Source organism: Terriglobia bacterium, from assembly GCA_020072645.1.
Lineage (GTDB): Bacteria > Acidobacteriota > Terriglobia > Terriglobales > Acidobacteriaceae > Angelobacter.
Genome location: JAIQGK010000007.1, coordinates 94,948 through 115,870 on the forward strand (window position 1 = coordinate 94,948; position 20,923 = coordinate 115,870).

Here is a 20,923-nt window from a genome sequence, read left to right on the forward strand (position 1 = left end):
ATGAATGCAGGCTGCAACCGAAAACCTGTTTTTCGCGGCTGAGATAGTCACGACGAATCAGGAATGTTCGGTCGCAGCCTGCAATTTTCTTTTCGGTATGATCCCTCAAAGCGCGAATCGCCACTCTTGGCGTATCCTGTCACCATTCATGAATAGCAAGTAAATCTGACGCCAAGGAGCTTGGAATGGCGGAACATATTGTTGTCTCAATTGAAGACCGGATACTCACGTTGCGCCTTGATCGGCCAGAGAAGAAGAACGCCTTGACCCGAGGCATGTACCTGGGGATGATCGAAGCGCTCAAGCAGGCTGACGCTGACCCAAACGTTCGTGTGGTCCTGATCACGGGAACAGAGGTCTGCTTCACCGCTGGAAATGACTTGGTGGATTTTGCCAACGCAAAACCGGGAGAGACGAGTCCAGCGATTCTTTTCCTGCAAACATTGATAGCTGCGCAGAAACCAGTGATTGCGGCTGTGGGAGGAGTAGCGGTCGGAATCGGCTCCACCATGTTGTTGCATTGCGACCTTGTTTATGCCGCTTCGGACGCGCGTTTTCAGCTTCCTTTTGTCAATCTGGGACTGTGTCCGGAAGCTGGTTCCAGCATACTTCTGCCGGCGCTGATGGGACATCGCAGGGCCGCGGAACTTCTGTACTTTGGCGAGCCATTCACAGCGGACACAGCACGAGACGGTGGAATTGTGAATACCATAGTCGCCGGCAATGAACTCTTCAACACGGCGATGGCCAAAGCACGGCAACTTGCGGAAAAGCCGCCGTCAGCGTTGCGCATCACCAAAGCTTTGTTGAAGCGTGGATCCGTTAACACGATTGCCGATGCGATGGCGAAGGAGACAGAACGGTTCGCCGCTCTCTTACAAGGTCCGGAGGCAAGGGAAGCGATGATGGCTTTCATGCAGCGGCGCAAACCGGACTTCTCACAATTCTGAAAGAATGTGTGAGGACGATCAGCCGACCAATTCGTCGCGCCAGCCGTCCTTCTTCATTTCCGATTGGAACCAGCGCTGGAGTTGACTGCGAATCTCGGCTGGCATCTCTCCAAACTGAATCCCGTGGTGCCCTTCTTTATTCGCCCATGCAATGCGCCCATGCAGTTCAGCTCGTACATCGCTTTCAGGCACGGTAAAACGAATCGTCACAGGTTCGCCCTGTCCCAGGATCTTATGCAGGGAAACTCCGGCGCCACCAAGGCTGATGTTCAATAAGGTGGCTTCCATTGATTCTTCGCCGTGCTTCAACTCAACGGGAGCACTGGTCTGCTTGCGATAATAACGTTGCTGCTCCGCGCACAAGGTGCCCACAGCGGCTTCACTTTCATTTTCACGATATGCTTTCAGCTTGCGAAGCAGAGTGCGACGCGAAATTCCCAGAGCTTCAGCCGCTTTGCCCTGGTTGCCGCCGCAACGGTCTAACATGTCAAACACAATCTGCCGCTCCACCTGGTCAAGATCACGATTCAAGGGGTTCTTACCTTGGCCGGGGGTTGTGTCATGATGCAGCTTCAGATCCACGCTGGTGATTTCCACCGGAGCATTCTTGGCCAGCATGATCGCACGGAAAATGGCATTGCGCAGTTCGCGCACATTACCCGGCCACTCGTGCGTGAGCAGCGCCGTGATGGCGTCGCTTGAAAAACGTGAATTCGGATAATGCTGGTGGAGTATCTGCTCGGCGATCGCCAACAGGTCTTCCGGCCGTTCACGTAGCGGCGGTATTTCCAGCTTAAATTCGGCTAGGCGATGATATAAATCATTGCGAAAACGCCCGGCGCGGACCAATTCTTCCAGATTTTGGTTGGTAGCCGCCACCACGCGCACATTCACGCTGACTTTCTTGTTTCCACCCAGGCGGTAATAAGGCACGCCATCCAATACGCGCAGCAGCTTGACCTGGACTTTGGGATCGAGGTCTCCGATTTCATCCAGGAAAAGAGTGCCGCCATCGGCCATTTCAAAATAGCCGATTTTCTGCGCGTCAGCGCCGCTAAAAGCGCCTTTTTCATATCCAAAGAGTTCGCTTTCAACCAGATGCTCAGGGATGGCGGCGCAGTTTACGTCCACCCAGGCTTTGTTGCAGCGAAGCGAGTGACTGTGGATGGAACGGGCAATCATTTCCTTGCCAGTGCCAGTCTCGCCCACGATCAACACCGCAGCCGGATGACATGCAACCTGCTCAACCAGTCGCATCACGCGCTTTAAAGCGTCACTGCGAACAATCTGACTGGTCAACTCACACGCGTTTTTAACCGCGGTCGACAGAATCTTCTCCTTTATATACGCGCAACATGGGCGGATAGCGCGCATTTGTCACTTGTTATCGCCAATGATGAGACAAGTTCGTCACACCCGCAATTGAAGAAGTGGAGGCCATGATTACTTAAGTTCCTCAACTTCAGCTTTATCCGATGCTCTTTCCGGGTATATCAGGCTAAACTGCGCGTATCACAGGCCCGTTCTGGAAGGCTTGCTGTGACACTTTAGTGCGCCGTTGACTCCGGGGGCTGCGACAAGACTGTCGCAAAGACGTAAGGCATACAGCCGAGTCCGCCTCAGACGGCAAAACGCTAAAGCATTGACTTAACAAGAGGAAACACCGTTCGTGGTTTATTGGCCAAGCAATTGCCTACATAGCCATAGGACGGAGACGGAAAAGGCATGTCGAAGCAAGCGCGAATCTTTCTTTATGCAATCTGCCTGGCAGGACTGGCTACGGTAGTCTATGGCGGAGTTGCGTGGAAGATCGACGATCTGCCTAAGTTTATCGCCTATCTTTTGACCGCTCTGCTTGCATCCAGACTGAAAGTGGAACTTCCGGAAATTACCGGAACGATCTCAGTCAACTTCCTTTTTATTCTGCTGGGTATTGCCCAGCTCACCTTTACTGAGACCTTAATCCTGGGGTGTGCCGCGATTCTGGCGCAATGCCTTTTTACCAAGCGGCGCTGGCCCCGGATTGAACAAGTACTGTTTAACGTTTCCAGCGCAGCGGTGGCCATAGCGGCCGCATATTTTACTTATCATGGGCCGTGGTCAACGCGTCTTCATCCAAATGCCGCATTTCTGCTGATGCTCTCAGCCGCGGTCTATTTCCTTTTCAATACGCTTCCGGTGGCAACCATCATTGCCCTGACGGAAAATAAGCGGCTGCAAAAGATCTGGACTGACTGCTATTTTTGGTCACTGCCGTATTATCTTGCGGGCGGCGCGCTGGCGGCGATGTTTGGATGGCTCACACAAAAAGTAGGCTGGCAACCGACATTACTGGCCTTGCCGGCAATGTTTGTGATCTATCGCTCTTACCGTCTTTATCTCGGCAAGCTTGAAAACGAGAAAAACCATGTGTCAGAGATGGCGGCGCTGCACATGCGGACTATTGAAGCTCTGGCGCTAGCTATTGAAGCCAAAGACCAGACCACGCATGACCATCTGGAACGCGTCCGCGTTTACGCAGTCGAGATGGCGAAGAGGCTGCACCTTTCCGCAGACGAAGTTGAAGCGTTACGCGCCGCCGCCTTGCTGCATGACATTGGCAAACTGGCTGTGCCTGAGCACATTATTTCCAAGCCGGGCAGGCTTACTCCTGAAGAATTTGAAAAAATGAAGATCCATCCGGTCGTCGGCGCGGAAATACTGGAGCGCGTTCACTTCCCATATCCCGTGGTTCCAATTGTGCGCGCGCACCATGAGCGTTGGGACGGAACCGGCTATCCGGACGGGCTGAAGGGAGAAGAAATTCCCATAGGCGCCAGAATTCTTTCCGCAGTCGATTGTCTGGATGCGCTGGCCACAGATCGCCAATATCGCAAAGCGCTGCCCCTGGACGACGCTATGCAGTGGTTGGCCGATCAGGCAGGGAAGGCATTTGATCCACGAATCATAAATCTGCTGAAGGCCAGCTACAAAGAGCTGGAAGCGATTGTCCATTCGCAGTCACAACTGCCAGACCGCCAGAAACTCTCAACCGATCTTAAAGTGGAGCGCGGTAAGGCCCCAGCCAACGGGTTCGCCATCGACAAGGCCAATGACACAGGCAACCAGACCGCTTTCCTGTCGTCGATTGCCGCGGCGCGCCAGGAAGCGCAGGCGCTCTTTGAACTTACGCAGGACCTGGGCAATTCGCTCAGCCTGAGTGAAACTCTTTCTGTGCTGAGCGGACGGCTCAAGCGCCTTGTGCCTTATGACGCCATTGCAACCTACATTGTTCGCGGAAACGAGTTGCTTCCGGAGTATGTCAATGGAGACAACTTCCGTTTGTTTGCAGCGTTACGAATCCCATTGGGAGAAGGCCTGTCAGGGTGGGTTGCGCAAAATCGCAAACCGATGCTGAACGGCAATCCGGCGCTGGAACATGGCTATTTACACGATCCGAACCGGTTCAGTCCTTTACGCTCAGCCATTTCAATACCGCTCGAAGGCTTGCAGGGCGTAGTGGGAGTGTTAACGCTCTATCACTCTGACGCGGATGCATATACTTCCGATCACCTGCGCATCCTGTTGGCGATCAGCTCAAAAGTTGCGCTTTCTGTTGAGAATGCGCTTGCCTTCCAGGAAGCCGAAAGTTCGGCCACAACCGACTACCTCACTGAATTGCCGAATGCCCGCTCGTTGTTTATCCACCTTGATCGCGAACTGGCCCGCTGTAAGCGTCTTGATACTTCTTTGACCGTAATGGTTTGTGACCTGGACGGTTTCAAGAAGATCAATGATCGCTTTGGCCATCTTGAAGGGAACAGAATTCTGCGGCATTTTTCTGAAACCTTGCAAGGCTCCTGCCGTGAATATGACTACGTTGCGCGTATGGGAGGCGATGAGTTCGTGATTGTCGCTCCTGGGCTGAGCGCGTCAGCAGCGGAGGCGCGCGGCATCTGCCTGAGTGAACTGGCCGGCAATGCCGGCCGCGAAGTTTGTGGCGTGGAATGGCTGTCATTGAGCGTCGGCTGCGCCATCTATCCGGAAGACGGAGTGGATGCCGAGAAACTACTGGCGGAAGCGGACCGGCGCATGTATATACAAAAGCAGGAGCACCACAAGATTCTGAAAGTATTTGCTGCTCTTACAGACGGAAAGCGGCCTCCTGCCATCCGTGACGCGGTGGCTGGATAAGATGCTGCGCTTCTGGATTGGGGCCGTCTTACGGCTCTTGGCTGTCATGCTCATGGCGGGTTTTGCGGGCGCCATGCTCATGCGCATTGCACCCGGATTTTCCTCTGACGACCAGGAACTCAATTCTGGCCTCTCGGCACAAAGCATTCAGGCAATCCGGCGCGCACATCTCGCGGATTCAGATATTCCTCATTTTTATGCGCAGTACATTGCGTCGCTCCTTGGTGGCGATCTGGGAACTTCACGGTCACTGAATCAGCCTGTGAAAGAACTTCTGCGCGAGCGTTTGCCAACCACATTGATGAATCTGGCATTCGCGCTCGCAGTCGGTTGGCTGCTGGGGCTGGCTTTGGCAATCGGCACACAAACATGGGACATCCCAGCGCTGAATTTTCTTGCCAATGGATTGAGTGGAACTTTTATTTCCACCCCAGCGGCTGCGCTGGCGCTGGTCTTCCTGTTGTTACGCTGGCCTCCTGCCTTCGCGGCTGCGCTGCTGGTGTTCCCAAAGATTTATCGCTACACGCAAAATCTGCTGCAGCAGAGCAGTGAAATGCCTCACGTGATTACGGCGAGAGCAAAGGGCGCAGGTCCATGGCGGGTCCTGGCATGGCACGTTGCTCCGATTGCATTTCCGCAGATCATTGCGCTGGTAGGCGTTTCCATCAGTATTGGGATTGGCGTTCTGCTGCCCATTGAAGTTGTGAGTGACGTTGCCGGTATTGGTCAGCTGGCGTGGCAAGCAGCTCAGGCCCGCGATTTGCCATTGCTGGTAAACCTGACCATGGTGGTTACGTTTGTTACCGTCTGCGCCACGTTGATTTCAGATGCGGCCCAACGAGGCTTTAGGCGGAGCGCCGCATGAAGACCATACGTGTGGCAGCCATCGGGGTACTAGTTCTTACAGCGTTGACTGTTCTAGGCGCACATTACCTGGCTCCGGCTGGATATGAACAGCAATTTCGCGAGACACCGCAGGCGGCTCCATCTACGCATCATCTCCTGGGCACGGACGAGCTGGGACGCGACCGCTGGGCCCGCTTGCTTTACGGAATGCGGGTTTCTTTAACGCTTGCGCCGTTGGCGGCGCTTTTCACAACGGTGCTTGCCGGGCTAGTCGGCGGAATAGCGGGATACTTTGGCGGATGGACAGAACGGTGCTGCAAACTGCTGATCGATCTATTTCTCTCCGTGCCCTGGCTATTTCTTCTCATCACGGTCCGGGCCGTCCTGCCTTTGAATGTTTCACCGGAAGCGTCTGTCACCGTGACTTTTGCTTTGCTGGGGCTTCTGGGATGGGCGGCTTCAGCGCGCGTGATATGCGCCGGCGCCAAAGACCTGATGAAATCGGAATTTGTATGGATGGCGCGCGCTTCAGGCTTTTCTGGATTAAAGCTGGTCCGGCTGCATCTTATGCCCAATCTGCGCGGCGCGCTGCTGGCTCAATTCTGGATTTCGATTCCTGTTTTCATCATTGCTGAAGCCAATCTAGGTGCACTGGGGCTGGGCGTGGCTGAACCTTTGCCGTCCCTTGGCAGCCTGCTGCGGGAACTTCAGGATTCGGTCATGGTACGTCCGGAACCTTGGCGGTTGCTGCCGCTTGCGGTACTTATATTGGTAATCAGTTCGTTCCAGGTATTGCTGAATAAACAGGAGATACGCACTTGATACGACGCTATTTAGTCTCTGCCCTCTTGTGGCTGGGCGCAGTTTCCGTGCTTGCCCAAAGCGGGGGAGAGCTGCGTTTCTGCCTACGCTCTGAGCCCAAGACATTTAATCCATTGTTGGTGGAAGACGAGGCGTCCGAAACCATCCGGTACCTGACCGGAGGCGTGCTTGTGCGCGTGAATCGGCTCACCCTGAAAGCTGAGCCCGACCTGGCGACTTCATGGAAAGCTTCAGAAGGCGGCAAGCGCATCCGGTTCAAGCTGCGTGAAGGATTGAAGTATTCTGACGGCACTCCTTTCTCTGCCGAAGATGTCGCGTACACCATGCAGCAATTGATGGACCCGGCTTTGCACTCCAGCACGGGCGATGCGTTCCGCTCGGCTGAGGGCAAGCTAACGACGCACGTAATTTCCGCTAAAGAAATTGACATTGATTTTCCGGCGCCCGTGGCGAACCTGGTGAATCTTTTTGATACGGTGGCAATCCTTTCAGCAAAGTCACCACAAAAGGAAATGGCCACGCTGGGGCCGTTCTACGTGGCAGAGCGCAAAGCCGGATCGTACCTGTTGCTGAAGAGAAATCCTTATTACTGGAAGAAAGATGCGGCAGGGAAGCAGCTTCCATACCTCGACTCAATCCGGCTGGATATTGAGCAGAACCCTGAAATTGAAGCGATGCGTTATAAACGCGGCGAAGTGCAGTTGATTAATACAGTCTCGCCGGCAATTTTTGAAAAGCTTTCCGCCGATAACGCTTCTGTTCGGGACGCCGGTGCTTCCACGGATACGGAACAGCTCTGGTTTAATCAGGTTCCGAGCGCGCCGCTGCCGGCCTACAAGAAAGCATGGTTTGCTTCGACGAACTTCCGACGGGCCATCTCTGAAGCGATCAATCGCAATGATCTGGCGCGAATTGTCTATCGCGGACATGCGGTGCCCGCTATTGGAATCATTTCGCCCAGCAACAAGTTCTGGTTCAACAGCGATCTTAAGCCGCACGCGTATGACACATCGGATGCGTTGCACAGGCTGCAACAGGATGGCTTTCATCTGCAAGGAGAAACGTTGAAAGACAAGGCCGGCAACGCCGTGGAATTTTCCATCGCCACGAACGCGGGCAATCGAGCGCGCGAAAGCATGGCCACCATGATCCAGCAGGACCTGAAGAAAATCGGGATCAAGGTAAACGTGGTCACCCTGGATTTCAACTCTCTGCTGGAGCGGATGACGCAATCCTACAACTATGAAGCTTGCCTGCTGGGCTTCCAGAACGTGGAACTCGATCCTAATTCGCAGATGGCCGTGTGGCTGAGTTCGGCCGACAATCATCAATGGAACCCGAACCAGAAATCGCCGGCAACGGCATGGGAAGCGGAGATCGATAAGCTGATGCGAGCGCAGGCTGCGTCCGGCGATGAGCACAAGCGCAAGCAATACTGGGACCGCGTCCAGCAGATTGCGTGGGAACAGGAACCTTTTATTTATCTGATTAATAAAGACGCGCTTGTGGCAATTGCACCGGCAGTGAAAAACGCCGAGCCCAGCGTGTTTCGCCCGCAGACTTTCTGGAACGTGGAAACGCTGGCGCTGGCGCACTAGGATCTTTTATGGATCTTCTTTCTGTCAGGCTGACGATTAACTATAAGGACAAGCCACCCGTCCTGGATGATCTGTGTCTGGAATTGCGTCCGGGTGAAGTCCTGGGGCTGGTAGGACATAGCGGTTGCGGAAAGAGTTCTTTGGCGCTGGCGATCCTTGGTTTGCTCAATCTGAAAAGCGGCAAGGCGCGTGGTTCGATTCTGTGGAACGGCCACGAATTACTGGCATTGAAGGAAAAAGAGTGGCGCAAACTGCGAGGCAAAGTGATTTCCTTTGTGCCGCAAAGCCCCATGTCGGCGTTGAATCCAGCGTTGCGGCTGGGCACACAAATGAACGAGGCATGGAAGCTGCACGGGCAGGGCGGCAGCGACCACATGGAAGAGTCTGTCTTCCAGGCGTTGCGAGATGTAGGGCTGCCAGCGACGGAAGAGTTCCTTCGACGCTACCCTTCGGAAATCAGCGTGGGCCAGGCCCAACGCGTCTTAATTGGCATGGCCATCATGCACCGTCCGGCTCTGCTGATTGCCGACGAACCGACCAGCGCGCTTGATGCGGTGACCCAGGCGGAAATCCTGGCCCTGTTTGGCGAACTAAACCGCAAGCTGGGAATGAGCATGCTTTATATCTCCCATGATCTGGTGTCGGCTTACGGACTGTGCCATCGGATTGCGTTGATCAATGCCGGCAAGATCGTGGAATGCGATACCCCGCAAGCAATCTTTTTCAGTCCGCAGCAGCCATTTACCCGGAAGCTTATTGCGGCTCTTCCCAGCATCCCAAGCCCCGCCGAAATTGAGCAAGCCTTGCGTTATAACCCATTCTAAATCTTAGAAATAGCTAATCTACTTAACTTTTTAGTTGAGACACTCTCTTCCCTGCACAAGAGATCAAGAATCCAGCGCGCCAGATGTGACGCAGTTGTCGCATACACTTTAACCCATTGATAACACATGTTTTAGCCGTGTATAAGTGCTCTTTGGCTGCAATCTGGGCCACCCTCCATGTCGCAACGTGGCACAGATGTACTGCGGCAACCATCTTGTAATCAATAGTTTACAAAGAGTGACTTTGGTTTATGGCGTGCAATAGATAAGGCAGAGGTCGAACCTATGTCTCTCAGAAACAAAGTCGTGATTTTCACTTTTGGCGCTATCGCAGCGGTTGCTGGATTGAGCCTCGCCTTTACCAGCCTCAAGCACGCTTCGATATTCGTGGCGTCAGCTGTATGGGGTTCATAGCAGGAGACAAGTAAGCGCTTTAACCAGAAACTTCTTCCGGAGTTCAAAGACAACATGAGATTCAAGAATAACAATTTTGCAACCGAGCACAGATCAAGCTGGCTTCGGTTTTTCCTTTTGGCGGTGGTAGCGATCCTCGTATTGGTTCCTGTGACGTTAAGTGCGCAAGCTGGACCCAAAGCTTCACGCCCAGATGCACACAGCAAACTTGCAGCCGACCTTGCCAATTTTCCGCTGAATTCTGACGGCACAGTGAACGTGATTGTTCAGTTCAAGCAAACGCCCAAGGCACACGCTTCTGAAATGGCGGCCCAGGGCGGCAAGCTAAGATTTTCGTTTGATCACATCAACGGAGCGGCTTATCGAATACCGGTAAGAATGCTGGCATGGCTGGAGATGCATCCTGATGTTGCCTATGTCAGCCCGGACCGTCCGAACAAAGTCGCTTCCGATGACGATATTCCAGCGGTTGAGGGTGATGTTGCGCGCCAACAATATGGACTCGACGGAACCGGGATCGGCGTAGCGATCATCGATAGCGGCGTTTTCAACCACGATGATCTGCAAAAGTCGGGAGGGCTGGGATCGCGCATTGTCTATAGCGAAAGCTTTATTCCCGGCGACACAAGCACCAACGATGCATACGGGCATGGAACGCACGTAGCGGGAATCGTCGCGGGCAACGGACATGATTCGGCGAGCGGCTATCCGACGCAATATGTCGGTGTTGCCCCGAACGCCAATATCATCAACCTGCGCGTGCTCGATGCGAACGGGGCAGGCACTGACAGCCAGGTGATTGCCGCTATTCAGCGGGCCATACAGTTGAAAAGCACATACAACATTCGTGTGATCAATCTCTCACTGGGACGCAGTATTTTTGAGTCTTACGCTCTTGATCCAGTGTGCCAGGCCGTTGAAGCGGCGTGGAAAGCCGGCATTGTGGTGGTAGTGGCAGCGGGCAATGAAGGCCGCAACAATGACTATGGGACGCAAGGCTATGCGACGATCCAGGCTCCTGGCAATGATCCAAACGTGATCACTGTTGGAGCCACCAAGACAAATGGCACGCCGGGCCGTCTGGATGACACCATTGCGAGTTACAGTTCAAAAGGGCCGACCCTGCTGGACCATGTGGTAAAGCCTGACCTGGTTGCGCCAGGTAACCGAGTGATTTCACTCGCTTCGCCCAATAGCACACTGGTTACATCGCTCGCCAGCCTGAATATTCAGCCGATTACAACCTGCATCCTTGGCTTGCTGGGCAACAACTGCACGACTGGCCTTAGCGGAAAATACACGCGGCTGAGTGGGACGAGCATGGCGACACCGATCGTTGCCGGAGCAGCCGCGCTCATGTTTCAGAAAGATCCGACCCTTACGCCGGACACCATCAAGGCCCGCATGATGAAGACGGCATGGAAGGGTTATCCGGGAAATAGCTGGGCCTATGATGTATGGGGCAAGAGCTATTTTTCGCAATATGACGTTTTTACGATCGGCGCTGGATATCTGGACGTGTATTCGTCATTGAAAAGCGCTGACGTGGTCAATGGCGGCGCGCCTTCTCCAGTGGTCAACTTCAATGCGGCGACAGGACAGGCCACGCTCAACAACAGCCTCTCCATTACCTGGGGCAACAGTATCACCTGGGGAAGCTCGATCATCTGGGGTAACTCGATCGTATGGGGCGGAAACGCTGTATTGAGTGATTCCATCATCTGGGGCGACTCAATTATCTGGGGACAATCGGGCGTGACCGGAAACAGCATCATCTGGGGCGATTCGATTGTCTGGAGCGCCAATTCAGTAAATGCGTTAAGTGACGGCGAGGACGGAGAAGACTGATCATGCCGAAGTCAATTTCAGCGCGAATGTTCGTGGCGTTGATTGTAATTTTGGGCCTCCTCCTCATGGTGGATGCCGTACTCAACGCTAAGCAAGTGCCCACAGCGAAGTTTTTAGCGTTCTTGTTGGTCGCATGTGTGGCAGCAAGACTCAGGATCAAGCTTCCGGGAGTGACCGGAACAATGTCAGTAAATTTGCCGTTTATTCTTGTGGCGGCGGCGGAAATGAAGACTGCTGAAGCGCTCGCTGTAGGCTTTATCAGTACATTCATCCAATGCGTGCCCAAGGGCAAAAAATTCAATCTGGTGCAAGCGGCATTTAATTGCAGCACGATTACGCTGGCTGTGGCGGCAACGCGGTTGATCTACGCAGCGCCTTCGGTGAGCTCTGTGGTGGGTTCTCCTTCAATGCGTTTAGCGGTCGCAGCGGCAGGGTATGCGCTGGTGAACACAGTGCCGGTGGCAATTGTGATCGGTTTGACGGAAGCCGTCAGCGTGGTTCGCACTTGGCTTGAGATGTTGCAGCTTTCGTTCCCGTATCTAGTGGCGAGCGCCGGCATCGCCGGACTGACACTGACGCTCACGCAGGAAATCGGCTGGCAGGTACCTTTGGCGGTGTTGCCAGTCATGGCAGGGATCTTCCAATCGTATAGGCGTTACTTCGCTGCAACTGCAGCCAGCGAAGCGGCCAATATGCGAGTGGAAGCCACCAGCCGTGCAACTGCCGGAGCGAGCGCATAAGAGAACCGGGTCTTGATCGACATATGTTTGGTCCGTGGTAGGCCAACAATGCAGCGGCCGATCTTAATAGGTTGGCCGCTTCGTTTTTGCTGCTAACATCTGATAAGCGATCATGACTTCAGGCTTTCAATGCGCCGGATGTGGCGAATGGAATGAAACGAGCGTCGATTCTTCGGCAGGAACACGCCAGGAATATGGGGAAGACTGCCAGGTCTGCTGCAAACCAAACATCCTGCACGTGAGCTGGGACCGCACGGCAGGCGAATACACGATCAGCGCGGAGTTGGAGTAACTAAAGGGCATAGCCAACGTCAGGCGAGTGGATATCCATTTAGATTTCACCGTGTAGTTTTCTTTCCGCAAAAATGTTTTTCCGTGCTATCTTCTGGCGAATGTCTGACCTAAATCCTGCGCAAACGACTCCACAATTTACTACTGCCGAATACTCAGGAAAATCCGGCGGAGATCGGTGTGTCTCCTGCAACCAGCCCCTGACTGCGCGCTATTACCGCGTAAATACCAGGATGGCATGCGAGGGCTGCGTACAGGAGCTGCAGCGCCGTCAACCAGCCGACTCTCATGCTGGGTATGTGCGCGGAATGCTTTTTGGAGCAGGCGCGGCAATCGTGGGAATGGCCGGTTACGCCGCTTTTACAATACTCACAAGCATTTACATTGGCTATGTTTCACTGGCGGTAGGCTGGTTGGTGGGAAAAGCAATCATGCTTGGATCGAAGGGCATAGGCGGAAGAAGATATCAGATTGCCGCGGTCATCCTGACTTATGCAGCCGTTTCAATAGCGGCCGTGCCCATTGCAATCTCCTACCAGTTGAAAGCGAAATCCCAGACTGAATCAGTACAACCACAACAGCAACAACCCACGACCAATGCTGAGAATAACCAGCCTGACCAGGCGCAGCCCAAGCCGAAACTTAGCTTTGGAGCCGCCATTCTGCAGTTGCTGGTGATTGGCCTTGCGTCGCCTTTTCTGGGACTGCAGGACCCTTTGCACGGAATTATCGGACTTGTCATTCTGGTGGTCGGCATACGAATCGCATGGCAGATTACGGCTGGAACTCGTCGTGCCAAGATCGAAGGCCCCTATGAGAACTCTTCGGCTGCCACAGTATGAGATGATGCAGCCAGGAGGCCATTGCTGATCCGTGTCCCCATTTAGTTCTGAAGTAGCGCAAAAACAATGTCCGCGCTGTGCGCGGGAAATTCCTCCGGGCGCATTAGAGTGTCCGCAGTGTCGCACGCTGGTCCATGGCGACCAGATGGAGCAACTGGCGGCGCATGCACGGTCGCTGGAAGCGCATGGCGATCTCCAGGAAGCTCGCGAGAAATGGCTGGCTTGCCTGCCGCTTCTGCCAGCGCAGTCGGTGCAAGCTGAGTGGATACGTAATCATGTTCGCGAGCTGGGCGCCGGTGCTTCGCCGCAAACCAGCCATCCCGCTTCAGGCTCAACGCCGAACTGGGCTAAAAAGCTGGGACCGCTTGGGCCGATCCTGCTGGCGCTGTTGAAATTTAAATCACTTTTCAGCTTTGTGGCTTTTTTCGGTTTTTACTGGACGCTCTGGGGCGCAAAGTTCGGCATCGGCTTTGCGGTGTTGATTTTGATTCATGAGATGGGGCACTTTATCGACATCAAGCGGCGTGGCTTGCCGGCGGACATGCCCATGTTCCTGCCTGGTCTGGGTGCTTATGTGAAGTGGAATGGGCTGGGCGTCTCGCTGGAAGCCCGCTCCGCTATCAGCCTGGCAGGGCCATGCGCAGGCGCAATTGCCGCAGCAGCCTGCGCATTGTTGTGGCATCAGACTGGCTATGGACTTTGGGCCGCTCTGGCAAGGACAGGCGCATGGTTCAACGTGCTGAATTTGATCCCGCTGTGGATTTTCGATGGCAGCAGCGCCACCAACGCTTTGAGCAAACTAGAACGCGCCGTGGTCCTGGCGGTGAGTGCAGCAGTGGCCTATGCGCTGGGTGAATGGGTGTTTGCACTTGTGGCGGCGGGAATGGGCATCCGCCTATTTACTCGCGACGCGCCGGAGGAACCAAGTAATCCCATCACTGCTTACTTTGTGGCCGTGATAACCGCGCTGGCGATGATCCTGTGGCTGGTGCCGGGACAAGGAAATGGCTTGCGTTAGCGAGCGACCTTTTCGGCGTCGGTGAGAGAGCCTGCGCTTGAGCCTTACCGCATTGCGGTTTATCTTCAAAAGGCGGAGGCCTCATGCAGGGGAGCGGTATTCAATCCATTGAGATCGTGCTTTTGCTCCTCCTTCTATTTGTTGCTGGTTTCACGTTGCTGGCTCGCAAGCTGCAAACTCCTTATCCCATTGTTCTGGTGGTTGCGGGCCTTGCATTGAGTCTTGTGCCGGGAATTCCAAGGGTCACGCTCAATCCCGATCTTATTTTTTTAGTTGTGTTGCCGCCGCTGCTTTTTTCGGCTGCATGGCTTACTTCCTGGAGGGACTTTGTCCATAACCTTGTCAGCATTTCGTTTCTGGCTTTTGGGCTGGTGGGGTTCACGGTGCTGGGCGTGGCCGGAACGGCGCACGTGGCTTTTCCCGGCTTTGACTGGCGGCTGGGAATGGTTCTGGGCGCGGTGGTAGCTACGACGGATGCAATTGCCGCGACCTCGATTGCCAAGCGCGTTGGCCTGCCACAACGGGTGGTTGACGTGTTGGAAGGCGAAAGCCTGCTTAATGACGCCACTGGATTGCTGGCGCTGGAGTTTGGTCTGGCAATCGTGGTAGCCGGCCAGACACCAACCATTGGTTCCGGATTCCTGAGACTGACTTACCTGATAGCAGCGGGAATCGGGGTGGGGCTGCTGATCGGAGCCGTGATTCATTGGGTAGAGCACCACATTGATGATGGCCCGATTGAAATCACCATCAGCATCATGGTTCCTTATGCCGCTTATCTTGCCGCGGAATTCATTCACGCTTCAGGAGTCCTGGCAGTGGTGGCGTGCGGTCTTTATCTGGGTCGGGGGAGCGCGCATTTCTTCTCGCCGGCAGTGCGAATTCAGGCCAACGCCGTTTGGAGCGTGTTTACTTTCATCCTGAACGGCTTTGTGTTTGTGCTGATTGGGCTGCAATTGCCTATCGTGAGAGAGGGGATCAGGAATTACAGCTTCGCATCCTTGCTGCTTTATGGCGGTTTGTTCAGTTTGCTGGTGATCGTTCTGCGACTGCTGTGGGTTTTTCCCGGCACGGCGCTGGCGTATTGGATCCGGCAGCACGTCTTTCACCAGAATGAATCGCGTCCACCCGCACGGCAGATCTTTGTGACGGGCTGGACCGGTATGCGCGGCGTCATCGCCCTGGCAGCAGCGCTTTCACTGCCAGAGCACCTTGAAGATGGAAGCCCGTTTCCACAGCGCAGCCTGATTATTTTTTTGACGTTCAGCGTGATCCTTGTGACGCTTGTCCTGCAAGGACTGACTTTGCCGGCGTTGATACGCGCTCTGGGGCTGGCCGGCCGCTCCGGAGCAAACTACGAAGAAAACGAGGCGCGGCGCATCATGGCGGAAGCAGCCCTGCAGGAGCTGGCAAAATCTGAAAAAGACATGGAGGCGGATTCCGCGGGTCTCTACGAAGACTTGAAAGAGCATTACCGTCGCCGCTTGTCATCTTTGCCCCGCGAAGGAGACGACCACGATGGTTCCGATGTAGAAACCTATGCGAAATTCCTGGCGCTTTCCCTGGAGCTTCTACGCGTAGAGCGAGAGACGGCGGTAAATCTTCGCAATAGCGGACGTATCAACGATGAAGTTTTACGCCAGCTTTTACAAGAACTGGATTTGAGCGAAACTCGATTTCACGCAGCATAAACCCGCGGCCAAAACCCTTCAACGGCCGAAGCACGCAGAGTGTAAGCTGATAAGTGGCCGCCATCCCTCAAAAATCCGCTCGTAACCTTGCCATCATCTATATCGCCGCTTGGATGCGTTCGTTTGGCATTGGACTGCTGGGCGTTGTGCTCGGCGTGTTTCTTTCTCGAGAAGGATTTTCTCCGACCGCTATTGGATTGGTGATTGCCGCCGGTCTGGCTGGAGCGGCGACCGGAACGGTGTTCATTACCTTTAAGGCCGACCGTCTGGGGCGGCGGCGAACGCTCTTTACGCTCTCGCTGCTGACTGCTGCCGGTTCACTTCCACTTATATTTCATTTCGCGCTGCCGGCCATGATCGTGATTGCCTTCCTGGGAATGCTCAACGGCATGGGCACGGACAGGAGTCCCGCATTCGCGCTGGAGCAGGCGACGATCCCTGGATTGGTAGCCGACGAAAAGCGCACCTGGGCGCTGGCCTGGTACAGCGTGGTATTGGATGCAAGCGGCGCATTGGGGGCATTGGCGGCGGGTATTCCGATTGCGGCGCAAAAATGGTGGAGTGTTGATGTTGGCCACTCCTATCGGCTTTTGTTTATAGGGTACGCAAGCATCAGCGTGCTGACTGCACTGCTGTATCTGTTGTTGTCGGCAGAAGTGGAGATTCGTAAGGCCGGCCTGCCGCTGCAGCCACAGGCTGCCATTTCGCCGGAAACAAAATCGACTGTCAAAAGACTCTCTGCGCTTTTTGCGATTGACGCTTTCGGTGGCGGTTTTTTAACGGACGCGCTGGTCTCATACTGGTTTTTTAAGCGCTTTGGAATCGCGGAAAGCCAGCTTGCAGTGCTTTTCTTTACGGTGCACGTGTTAAATGCGTTATCGCATCTGGGTGCGGCGTGGCTGGCGCGACGAATCGGCTTGATCAAGACCATGGTCTTTACGCATCTTCCTTCCAGCGTTTTTCTGATTGCAGCAGCATTCATGCCGTCGCCACGATGGGCGGTGCTGCTCTTTCTGTTGCGGGAGTCGCTGGTGGAAATGGATGTGCCGACGCGGCAGTCTTATGTCGCCGCTGTGGTAAAACCTGAAGAGCGGACGTTTGCCGCAGGCGTGACTAATCTCGTGAGGAATGGCGCGTGGGCCGCAGCGTCCGCCGTCGCTGGGGTCTTTATGCAACAGGTGGCGTTTGCCGCTCCGCTGTTGCTAGGCGGCGGATTGAAAATTATTTATGACGGACTGCTGTGGCGCGCGTTTCGACATCTGGCGCCGCCGGAAGAGCGAAAGGCTCAGTCGCCGGCCCCGTGATTCAAGAGCCGGAGCGCTTCACCGATAATATCCCTGCCTCACCTCCACTATCACGTTGCCAATGGCTTTCTTCGCCTCGGGCGTCAGCTTTACCTTTATGGCGCAATATTTCCCTTTCGGCTTCTGCGCGGACATGTGATATCCCAGGCTGTAGCGCAGCCTCAGGTCATCAATCAGCAGCGTAAGCTTTTCTTTCAGCTCTTTTTTCTTGAACTCAATTACCTGGCCGCCTGTGACACTGGCATATTTGTAAACTTCTCCCGGTGGATGGAGCATGCGTTCGGCCGGTTTCGACATCAGCCCGGATTCTCCGCTCACGGAAAGGTCGCTTTGCTTTAACAGCGAACACACTACCGTACTGGTTTGCAATAGATGGCGCAGGGCCTCGTTCTGGGTGTGTGGCATCGCGCCATTCAGGCTTTTCCGGTAGCGCAGCGGCACGGAATCTTCTGATGGTATGTTCGGCACGTCGTCCGTGAGCCAGATAATCACCCGCCGGCTGGAAGGGTTCTTGCCCTTCTGCAATTGCTCTGCCGCCTGAAAGATACCTTCATTGAAAAATGCTGCCTCTCCACTCTCCATGCGGCTGGCCTTTTCAATGGCCGCCACGGCCAGCGCGCGATCGGTCGTTGCCTCCTGCAATACCTGCGCCGAAGCGGCGTATGCCATCACTGTAACTTCGTCTTCCGGTTTCAGATGCTGCAACGCTTCAAGCGCGCCTTCTGCCAGTGACTTCAAAACCGGTCTCACACTGTCGGTAAGGTCAAATAACAGGACAACCGACAGCGGCATTGTGTCCTGGCTGAAGGAGCTCACTTGCTGACGCACATTGTCTTCGTATAGCTCAAAATCCTCCTTCTTCAATGCACGCGCTGCCTGCCGCGTTTTCTTGCTCAATACCTGCGCGTCCACCAGCACCATGTGAACGTCAACGCGGTAAACGGGAGTTTCTGTCTCCGGGGTCTGCGCACTGAGGAGAGGCAGAATGGCAAATCCATGCAGTAAGAGGACGATGAACGCAACTCGCATACTGCATTCAAAGATAGGCCGCTTTGCCATGCGAGTCCAGTATTGTCTTTGACTGCGTTTCTAGTGACATCCCGCGAATAATCGCCAAGGATGGCAGATAGTTGTGCGGAGAGCATGAAAGATTGAAACGAATTAGACTGCCATGACACTAGTCTTATGAGAGCAGCGCAAACCTAGATCGCAGAAATCAGTCAGGCCGCGATGAGCCATTGAGAGAGGCCTGGCTCCTGGATCCTCGCCAGGAACCAATCTTTCTGTTCCCAGTACATTGGCCGCCGGGCCCGCAATCCCCCACTCCTTCAGGCACGCCGCTCGGAGGATTGTATGAAAAGCAAACACAGAGTGTTATTCCGTTTAGTAATGGCGGTCCTTGTGCAGGTCTTGTTGATGGCCGCAGCCGCGCCCGTCTATGCCCAGCCAGACCTGCGAAAAGTACCCTGGGTCAATAAAACGCCCGAAGAACGGCTGATTATCAAGACGCTGGAGATCACAGGCGGCAAAGTCGAAATTAAGGGTGGTCTGATGGTTGTGCCGATGCCCATGGGGTTCAAGGGTATATTCAAAGCACCAGCGGGGGACGTTCCGTTGAAGATTGCTTCCGGCATTGGGTATCAACTGGCTAACCACTCGACCAGCACGGTATGGCTTACGGTGAAAGTGAATGCGCCCGGGGAGAAAAAACCGTTTGAGGAAGACATGGAGTTGAAGCCCGACTACGTCTCCTGGCGCATCTGGCAACCTAAGAATCTCCAGTGGAACACGCCCTATCCCGTGACCGTGACGGCTTACGCGGACGAGGAACACGGCTCCGTTCTGGGAACGCTGAATGCCTCATGGGTATTTCCGGAGGAAGATCGCAGCCGGCTCGAAGATGCAACAAAAACAGCTGAGCAGAATCTCCGCGATCGAACGCTGGTGCGGTTCTTCATCTCCGGGTGGCCAGAGAAAGCTTCCGCGGAGCAGCTTGAGGCGGCACGCAAAGCGAAGGAAGATGAGCACCCTGTTCCTCCATTTGAGTGGAAGGAGGAAGGAGGTTCGCCTGGCCTGACCTTGACCGCATTGGAGAAGCGCCGTTACTCCAAGCAAGGATCCACATGGGTAGAGTATGACTTGCGCGCAACTGGATTCCAACCCGGTGAAAACCTCACTATGTGGAGCAAGTGGATAGATGGCACGTATGGTCGCATGCCATTCCCAATATCTGTGGACGAAACGGGTTTGATCAAGATGATGTACGAAGGCAAGCCCGTCGAATTCCATTACACCGCCGGAGGGATGATGGCGGGTGAGCCAATCAGCTTGGCATTGGCCTCGGCTGACAAGCGGGCTTATGTCCGCGCCATCGTTGTGCCGATCGAGTCCAAAGGTGAAGGTGGATGCGCCGGCTCCGTCGAGGTGCAGAGTCCCTCCGGCCTGCTGTTTCTTGTTCGCTTCCACGGCTTCACTCCGGGTGAAGACCTGGCATTGACCAATGAGCTCGGCAAAGACAAAAAAACTGACGCGCACCATGCCGATGACAAAGGCGAAGCGAGATTTCCTGTGCTATATAGCGAAGGCGATCACGGCAAGGCAAAGGCCACTGCTGCCGGCAAGGAATGCAAGGTCACCTTGGATTACAAGGTGGGAAAGGACGCGCAGGTTCGGCGTTAGGAAGGAACCGCAAGGTCCTGGACAAGCACACGCCATGAAATGAAGTGCACGTTTGCGCAGCCGAGGGCGGCTGCGGTCCACAGGAATTGAATCGGTAGACATCAGATACGGCCAGAGGCCTGCGCCAGATGCTGTGCCATTAGTCCAGAAACGAGCACAGCCAGGCTCAGCTCATCAAGACATATTTGAGCTGCGTAAGTGCCGGGATCGGGATGCATGGGTAGTGCGGAAGTTGCTGTTGAACGACGATGTCCCATGATAGTAAAGCAAAAGCTTTTGACCTCGGTCGGCCAACAATTTTTCTGTAACCGAACATGCCTGGTGGATCTCCAATATGCATGTCCAACCTTGAGCAGGAAACGAAACCGTCTCAGATCATTTTGTTTCGATCAAAGCTAACCGACCAGGCCGGTGATGACTACCAGGCCATGAATGCCGAATTGGAAACGCTGGTCCGACAGAACCCAGGCTTTGTTGACGTAAAAAGCTATAAGGCGGCGGACGGGGAGCGTTTGACAGTTGTGTGGTGGCGGGATGAGACTTCATTGGCCGAGTGGCGCAACCTTATGCGCCATCGGGAAGCACAAAGCATTGGCCGCCAAAAATGGTATGAATACTACGAGATTGACGTTGCAACGATTACGCGGTCACGCAGTTTTGCGCGCAAGTAATTTTGGCGAAGGCTATACCTTTTTAGGCTATTGTGTATTTGCTGCAATGTACCTCGGCGGCTTGAAGCCGGAGAATTTATCAGCTTTACCGCAGGTCTAAAGACCTGCTCCACCCCGCCGTGGGAAACAGTAAGACCAGAAAAGATATAGCGTACAGACGAGGGGCACAAAAGGGAAGAGGTCAATGGCGAGGGCGCCTGCGGTCCACGAGA

Annotated in this window: 17 protein-coding genes; 15 read left to right on the forward strand and 2 right to left on the reverse strand. The window is 54.5% G+C overall.

The genetic code is table 11. The features are described 5' to 3' along the window. The first annotated feature begins 185 nt into the window (after positions 1-185). The gene (locus LAO76_11740) at positions 186-950 is read left to right on the forward strand and encodes an enoyl-CoA hydratase (protein MBZ5491592.1); all 765 of its coding nucleotides are present in this window, start codon (positions 186-188) and stop codon (positions 948-950) included. Positions 951-968: 18 nt separating this feature from the next. Here LAO76_11740 and LAO76_11745 read toward each other — a convergent pair whose 3' ends face one another. Next, positions 969-2,249 (reverse strand): sigma 54-interacting transcriptional regulator, encoded by a 1,281-nt coding sequence (locus LAO76_11745; GenBank protein ID MBZ5491593.1) that lies wholly within the window; start codon positions 2,247-2,249, stop codon positions 969-971. Positions 2,250-2,675: 426 nt separating this feature from the next. Between LAO76_11745 and LAO76_11750 the strand changes: the two genes are divergently transcribed. The 12 genes from LAO76_11750 (at position 2,676) to LAO76_11805 (ending at position 17,361) form a co-directional block, all read left to right on the forward strand. Next, positions 2,676-5,123: a diguanylate cyclase gene (locus LAO76_11750; protein ID MBZ5491594.1), complete on the forward strand. Its 2,448-nt coding sequence runs from the start codon at positions 2,676-2,678 to the stop codon at positions 5,121-5,123. A 1-nt stretch (position 5,124) separates the two neighbouring features. Beyond that, positions 5,125-5,988: an ABC transporter permease gene (locus tag LAO76_11755; protein ID MBZ5491595.1), complete on the forward strand. Its 864-nt coding sequence runs from the start codon at positions 5,125-5,127 to the stop codon at positions 5,986-5,988. Continuing rightward, complete coding sequence (locus tag LAO76_11760; protein MBZ5491596.1) at positions 5,985-6,791, forward strand: ABC transporter permease; 807 nt, start codon at positions 5,985-5,987, stop codon at positions 6,789-6,791. The genes LAO76_11755 and LAO76_11760 overlap by 4 nt, the downstream gene beginning before the upstream one ends. Next, the gene (locus LAO76_11765) at positions 6,788-8,389 is read left to right on the forward strand and encodes an ABC transporter substrate-binding protein (GenBank protein ID MBZ5491597.1); all 1,602 of its coding nucleotides are present in this window, start codon (positions 6,788-6,790) and stop codon (positions 8,387-8,389) included. Before LAO76_11760 ends, LAO76_11765 begins: the two co-directional genes overlap by 4 nt. Before the next feature lie 8 nt (positions 8,390-8,397). After that, complete coding sequence (locus LAO76_11770; protein MBZ5491598.1) at positions 8,398-9,213, forward strand: ABC transporter ATP-binding protein; 816 nt, start codon at positions 8,398-8,400, stop codon at positions 9,211-9,213. Between the two features lie 468 nt (positions 9,214-9,681). Continuing rightward, the gene (locus tag LAO76_11775) at positions 9,682-11,475 is read left to right on the forward strand and encodes a S8 family peptidase (protein MBZ5491599.1); all 1,794 of its coding nucleotides are present in this window, start codon (positions 9,682-9,684) and stop codon (positions 11,473-11,475) included. Between the two features lie 2 nt (positions 11,476-11,477). After that, positions 11,478-12,215, forward strand: a complete 738-nt coding sequence (locus LAO76_11780) for a hypothetical protein (protein ID MBZ5491600.1) — start codon at positions 11,478-11,480, stop codon at positions 12,213-12,215. A gap of 112 nt (positions 12,216-12,327) precedes the next feature. After that, the gene (locus LAO76_11785; protein MBZ5491601.1) at positions 12,328-12,507 is read left to right on the forward strand and encodes a CPXCG motif-containing cysteine-rich protein; all 180 of its coding nucleotides are present in this window, start codon (positions 12,328-12,330) and stop codon (positions 12,505-12,507) included. A gap of 100 nt (positions 12,508-12,607) precedes the next feature. Next, entirely contained in the window at positions 12,608-13,348 is a 741-nt protein-coding gene (locus tag LAO76_11790; GenBank protein MBZ5491602.1) for a hypothetical protein, read from the forward strand. Between the two features lie 31 nt (positions 13,349-13,379). After that, positions 13,380-14,366, forward strand: coding sequence for a site-2 protease family protein (locus LAO76_11795; protein ID MBZ5491603.1), 987 nt, complete (start codon positions 13,380-13,382; stop codon positions 14,364-14,366). A gap of 83 nt (positions 14,367-14,449) precedes the next feature. Next, a complete protein-coding gene (locus LAO76_11800; GenBank protein MBZ5491604.1) occupies positions 14,450-16,057 on the forward strand; it encodes a Na+/H+ antiporter in 1,608 nt (535 codons plus the stop codon). A 53-nt stretch (positions 16,058-16,110) separates the two neighbouring features. Continuing rightward, positions 16,111-17,361, forward strand: coding sequence for an MFS transporter (locus LAO76_11805; protein ID MBZ5491605.1), 1,251 nt, complete (start codon positions 16,111-16,113; stop codon positions 17,359-17,361). Between the two features lie 18 nt (positions 17,362-17,379). Here the strand turns inward: LAO76_11805 and LAO76_11810 are convergent, their stop codons facing one another. Continuing rightward, positions 17,380-18,390 (reverse strand): VWA domain-containing protein, encoded by a 1,011-nt coding sequence (locus tag LAO76_11810; protein ID MBZ5491606.1) that lies wholly within the window; start codon positions 18,388-18,390, stop codon positions 17,380-17,382. A 324-nt stretch (positions 18,391-18,714) separates the two neighbouring features. Here LAO76_11810 and LAO76_11815 point away from each other — a divergent pair, with 324 nt between their 5' ends. Beyond that, positions 18,715-20,040, forward strand: a complete 1,326-nt coding sequence (locus tag LAO76_11815) for a hypothetical protein (protein ID MBZ5491607.1) — start codon at positions 18,715-18,717, stop codon at positions 20,038-20,040. 338 nt (positions 20,041-20,378) lie between these two features. Continuing rightward, complete coding sequence (locus LAO76_11820) at positions 20,379-20,711, forward strand: antibiotic biosynthesis monooxygenase (protein ID MBZ5491608.1); 333 nt, start codon at positions 20,379-20,381, stop codon at positions 20,709-20,711. Positions 20,712-20,923: the final 212 nt, after the last annotated feature.

What these genes read in the sequence shown, in the direction of transcription:
- LAO76_11740 (MBZ5491592.1), top strand. Translation starts at nt 186, where the DNA reads ATGGCGGAACATATTGTTGTCTCAATTGAAGACCGGATACTCACGTTG.
- LAO76_11750 (MBZ5491594.1), top strand. Translation starts at nt 2,676, where the DNA reads ATGTCGAAGCAAGCGCGAATCTTTCTTTATGCAATCTGCCTGGCAGGA.
- LAO76_11755 (MBZ5491595.1), top strand. Translation starts at nt 5,125, where the DNA reads ATGCTGCGCTTCTGGATTGGGGCCGTCTTACGGCTCTTGGCTGTCATG.
- LAO76_11760 (MBZ5491596.1), top strand. Translation starts at nt 5,985, where the DNA reads ATGAAGACCATACGTGTGGCAGCCATCGGGGTACTAGTTCTTACAGCG.
- LAO76_11770 (MBZ5491598.1), top strand. Translation starts at nt 8,398, where the DNA reads ATGGATCTTCTTTCTGTCAGGCTGACGATTAACTATAAGGACAAGCCA.
- LAO76_11775 (MBZ5491599.1), top strand. Translation starts at nt 9,682, where the DNA reads ATGAGATTCAAGAATAACAATTTTGCAACCGAGCACAGATCAAGCTGG.
- LAO76_11780 (MBZ5491600.1), top strand. Translation starts at nt 11,478, where the DNA reads ATGCCGAAGTCAATTTCAGCGCGAATGTTCGTGGCGTTGATTGTAATT.
- LAO76_11785 (MBZ5491601.1), top strand. Translation starts at nt 12,328, where the DNA reads ATGACTTCAGGCTTTCAATGCGCCGGATGTGGCGAATGGAATGAAACG.
- LAO76_11790 (MBZ5491602.1), top strand. Translation starts at nt 12,608, where the DNA reads ATGTCTGACCTAAATCCTGCGCAAACGACTCCACAATTTACTACTGCC.
- LAO76_11800 (MBZ5491604.1), top strand. Translation starts at nt 14,450, where the DNA reads ATGCAGGGGAGCGGTATTCAATCCATTGAGATCGTGCTTTTGCTCCTC.
- LAO76_11810 (MBZ5491606.1), bottom strand. Translation starts at nt 18,390, where the DNA reads ATGCGAGTTGCGTTCATCGTCCTCTTACTGCATGGATTTGCCATTCTG.
- LAO76_11815 (MBZ5491607.1), top strand. Translation starts at nt 18,715, where the DNA reads ATGAAAAGCAAACACAGAGTGTTATTCCGTTTAGTAATGGCGGTCCTT.
- LAO76_11820 (MBZ5491608.1), top strand. Translation starts at nt 20,379, where the DNA reads ATGTCCAACCTTGAGCAGGAAACGAAACCGTCTCAGATCATTTTGTTT.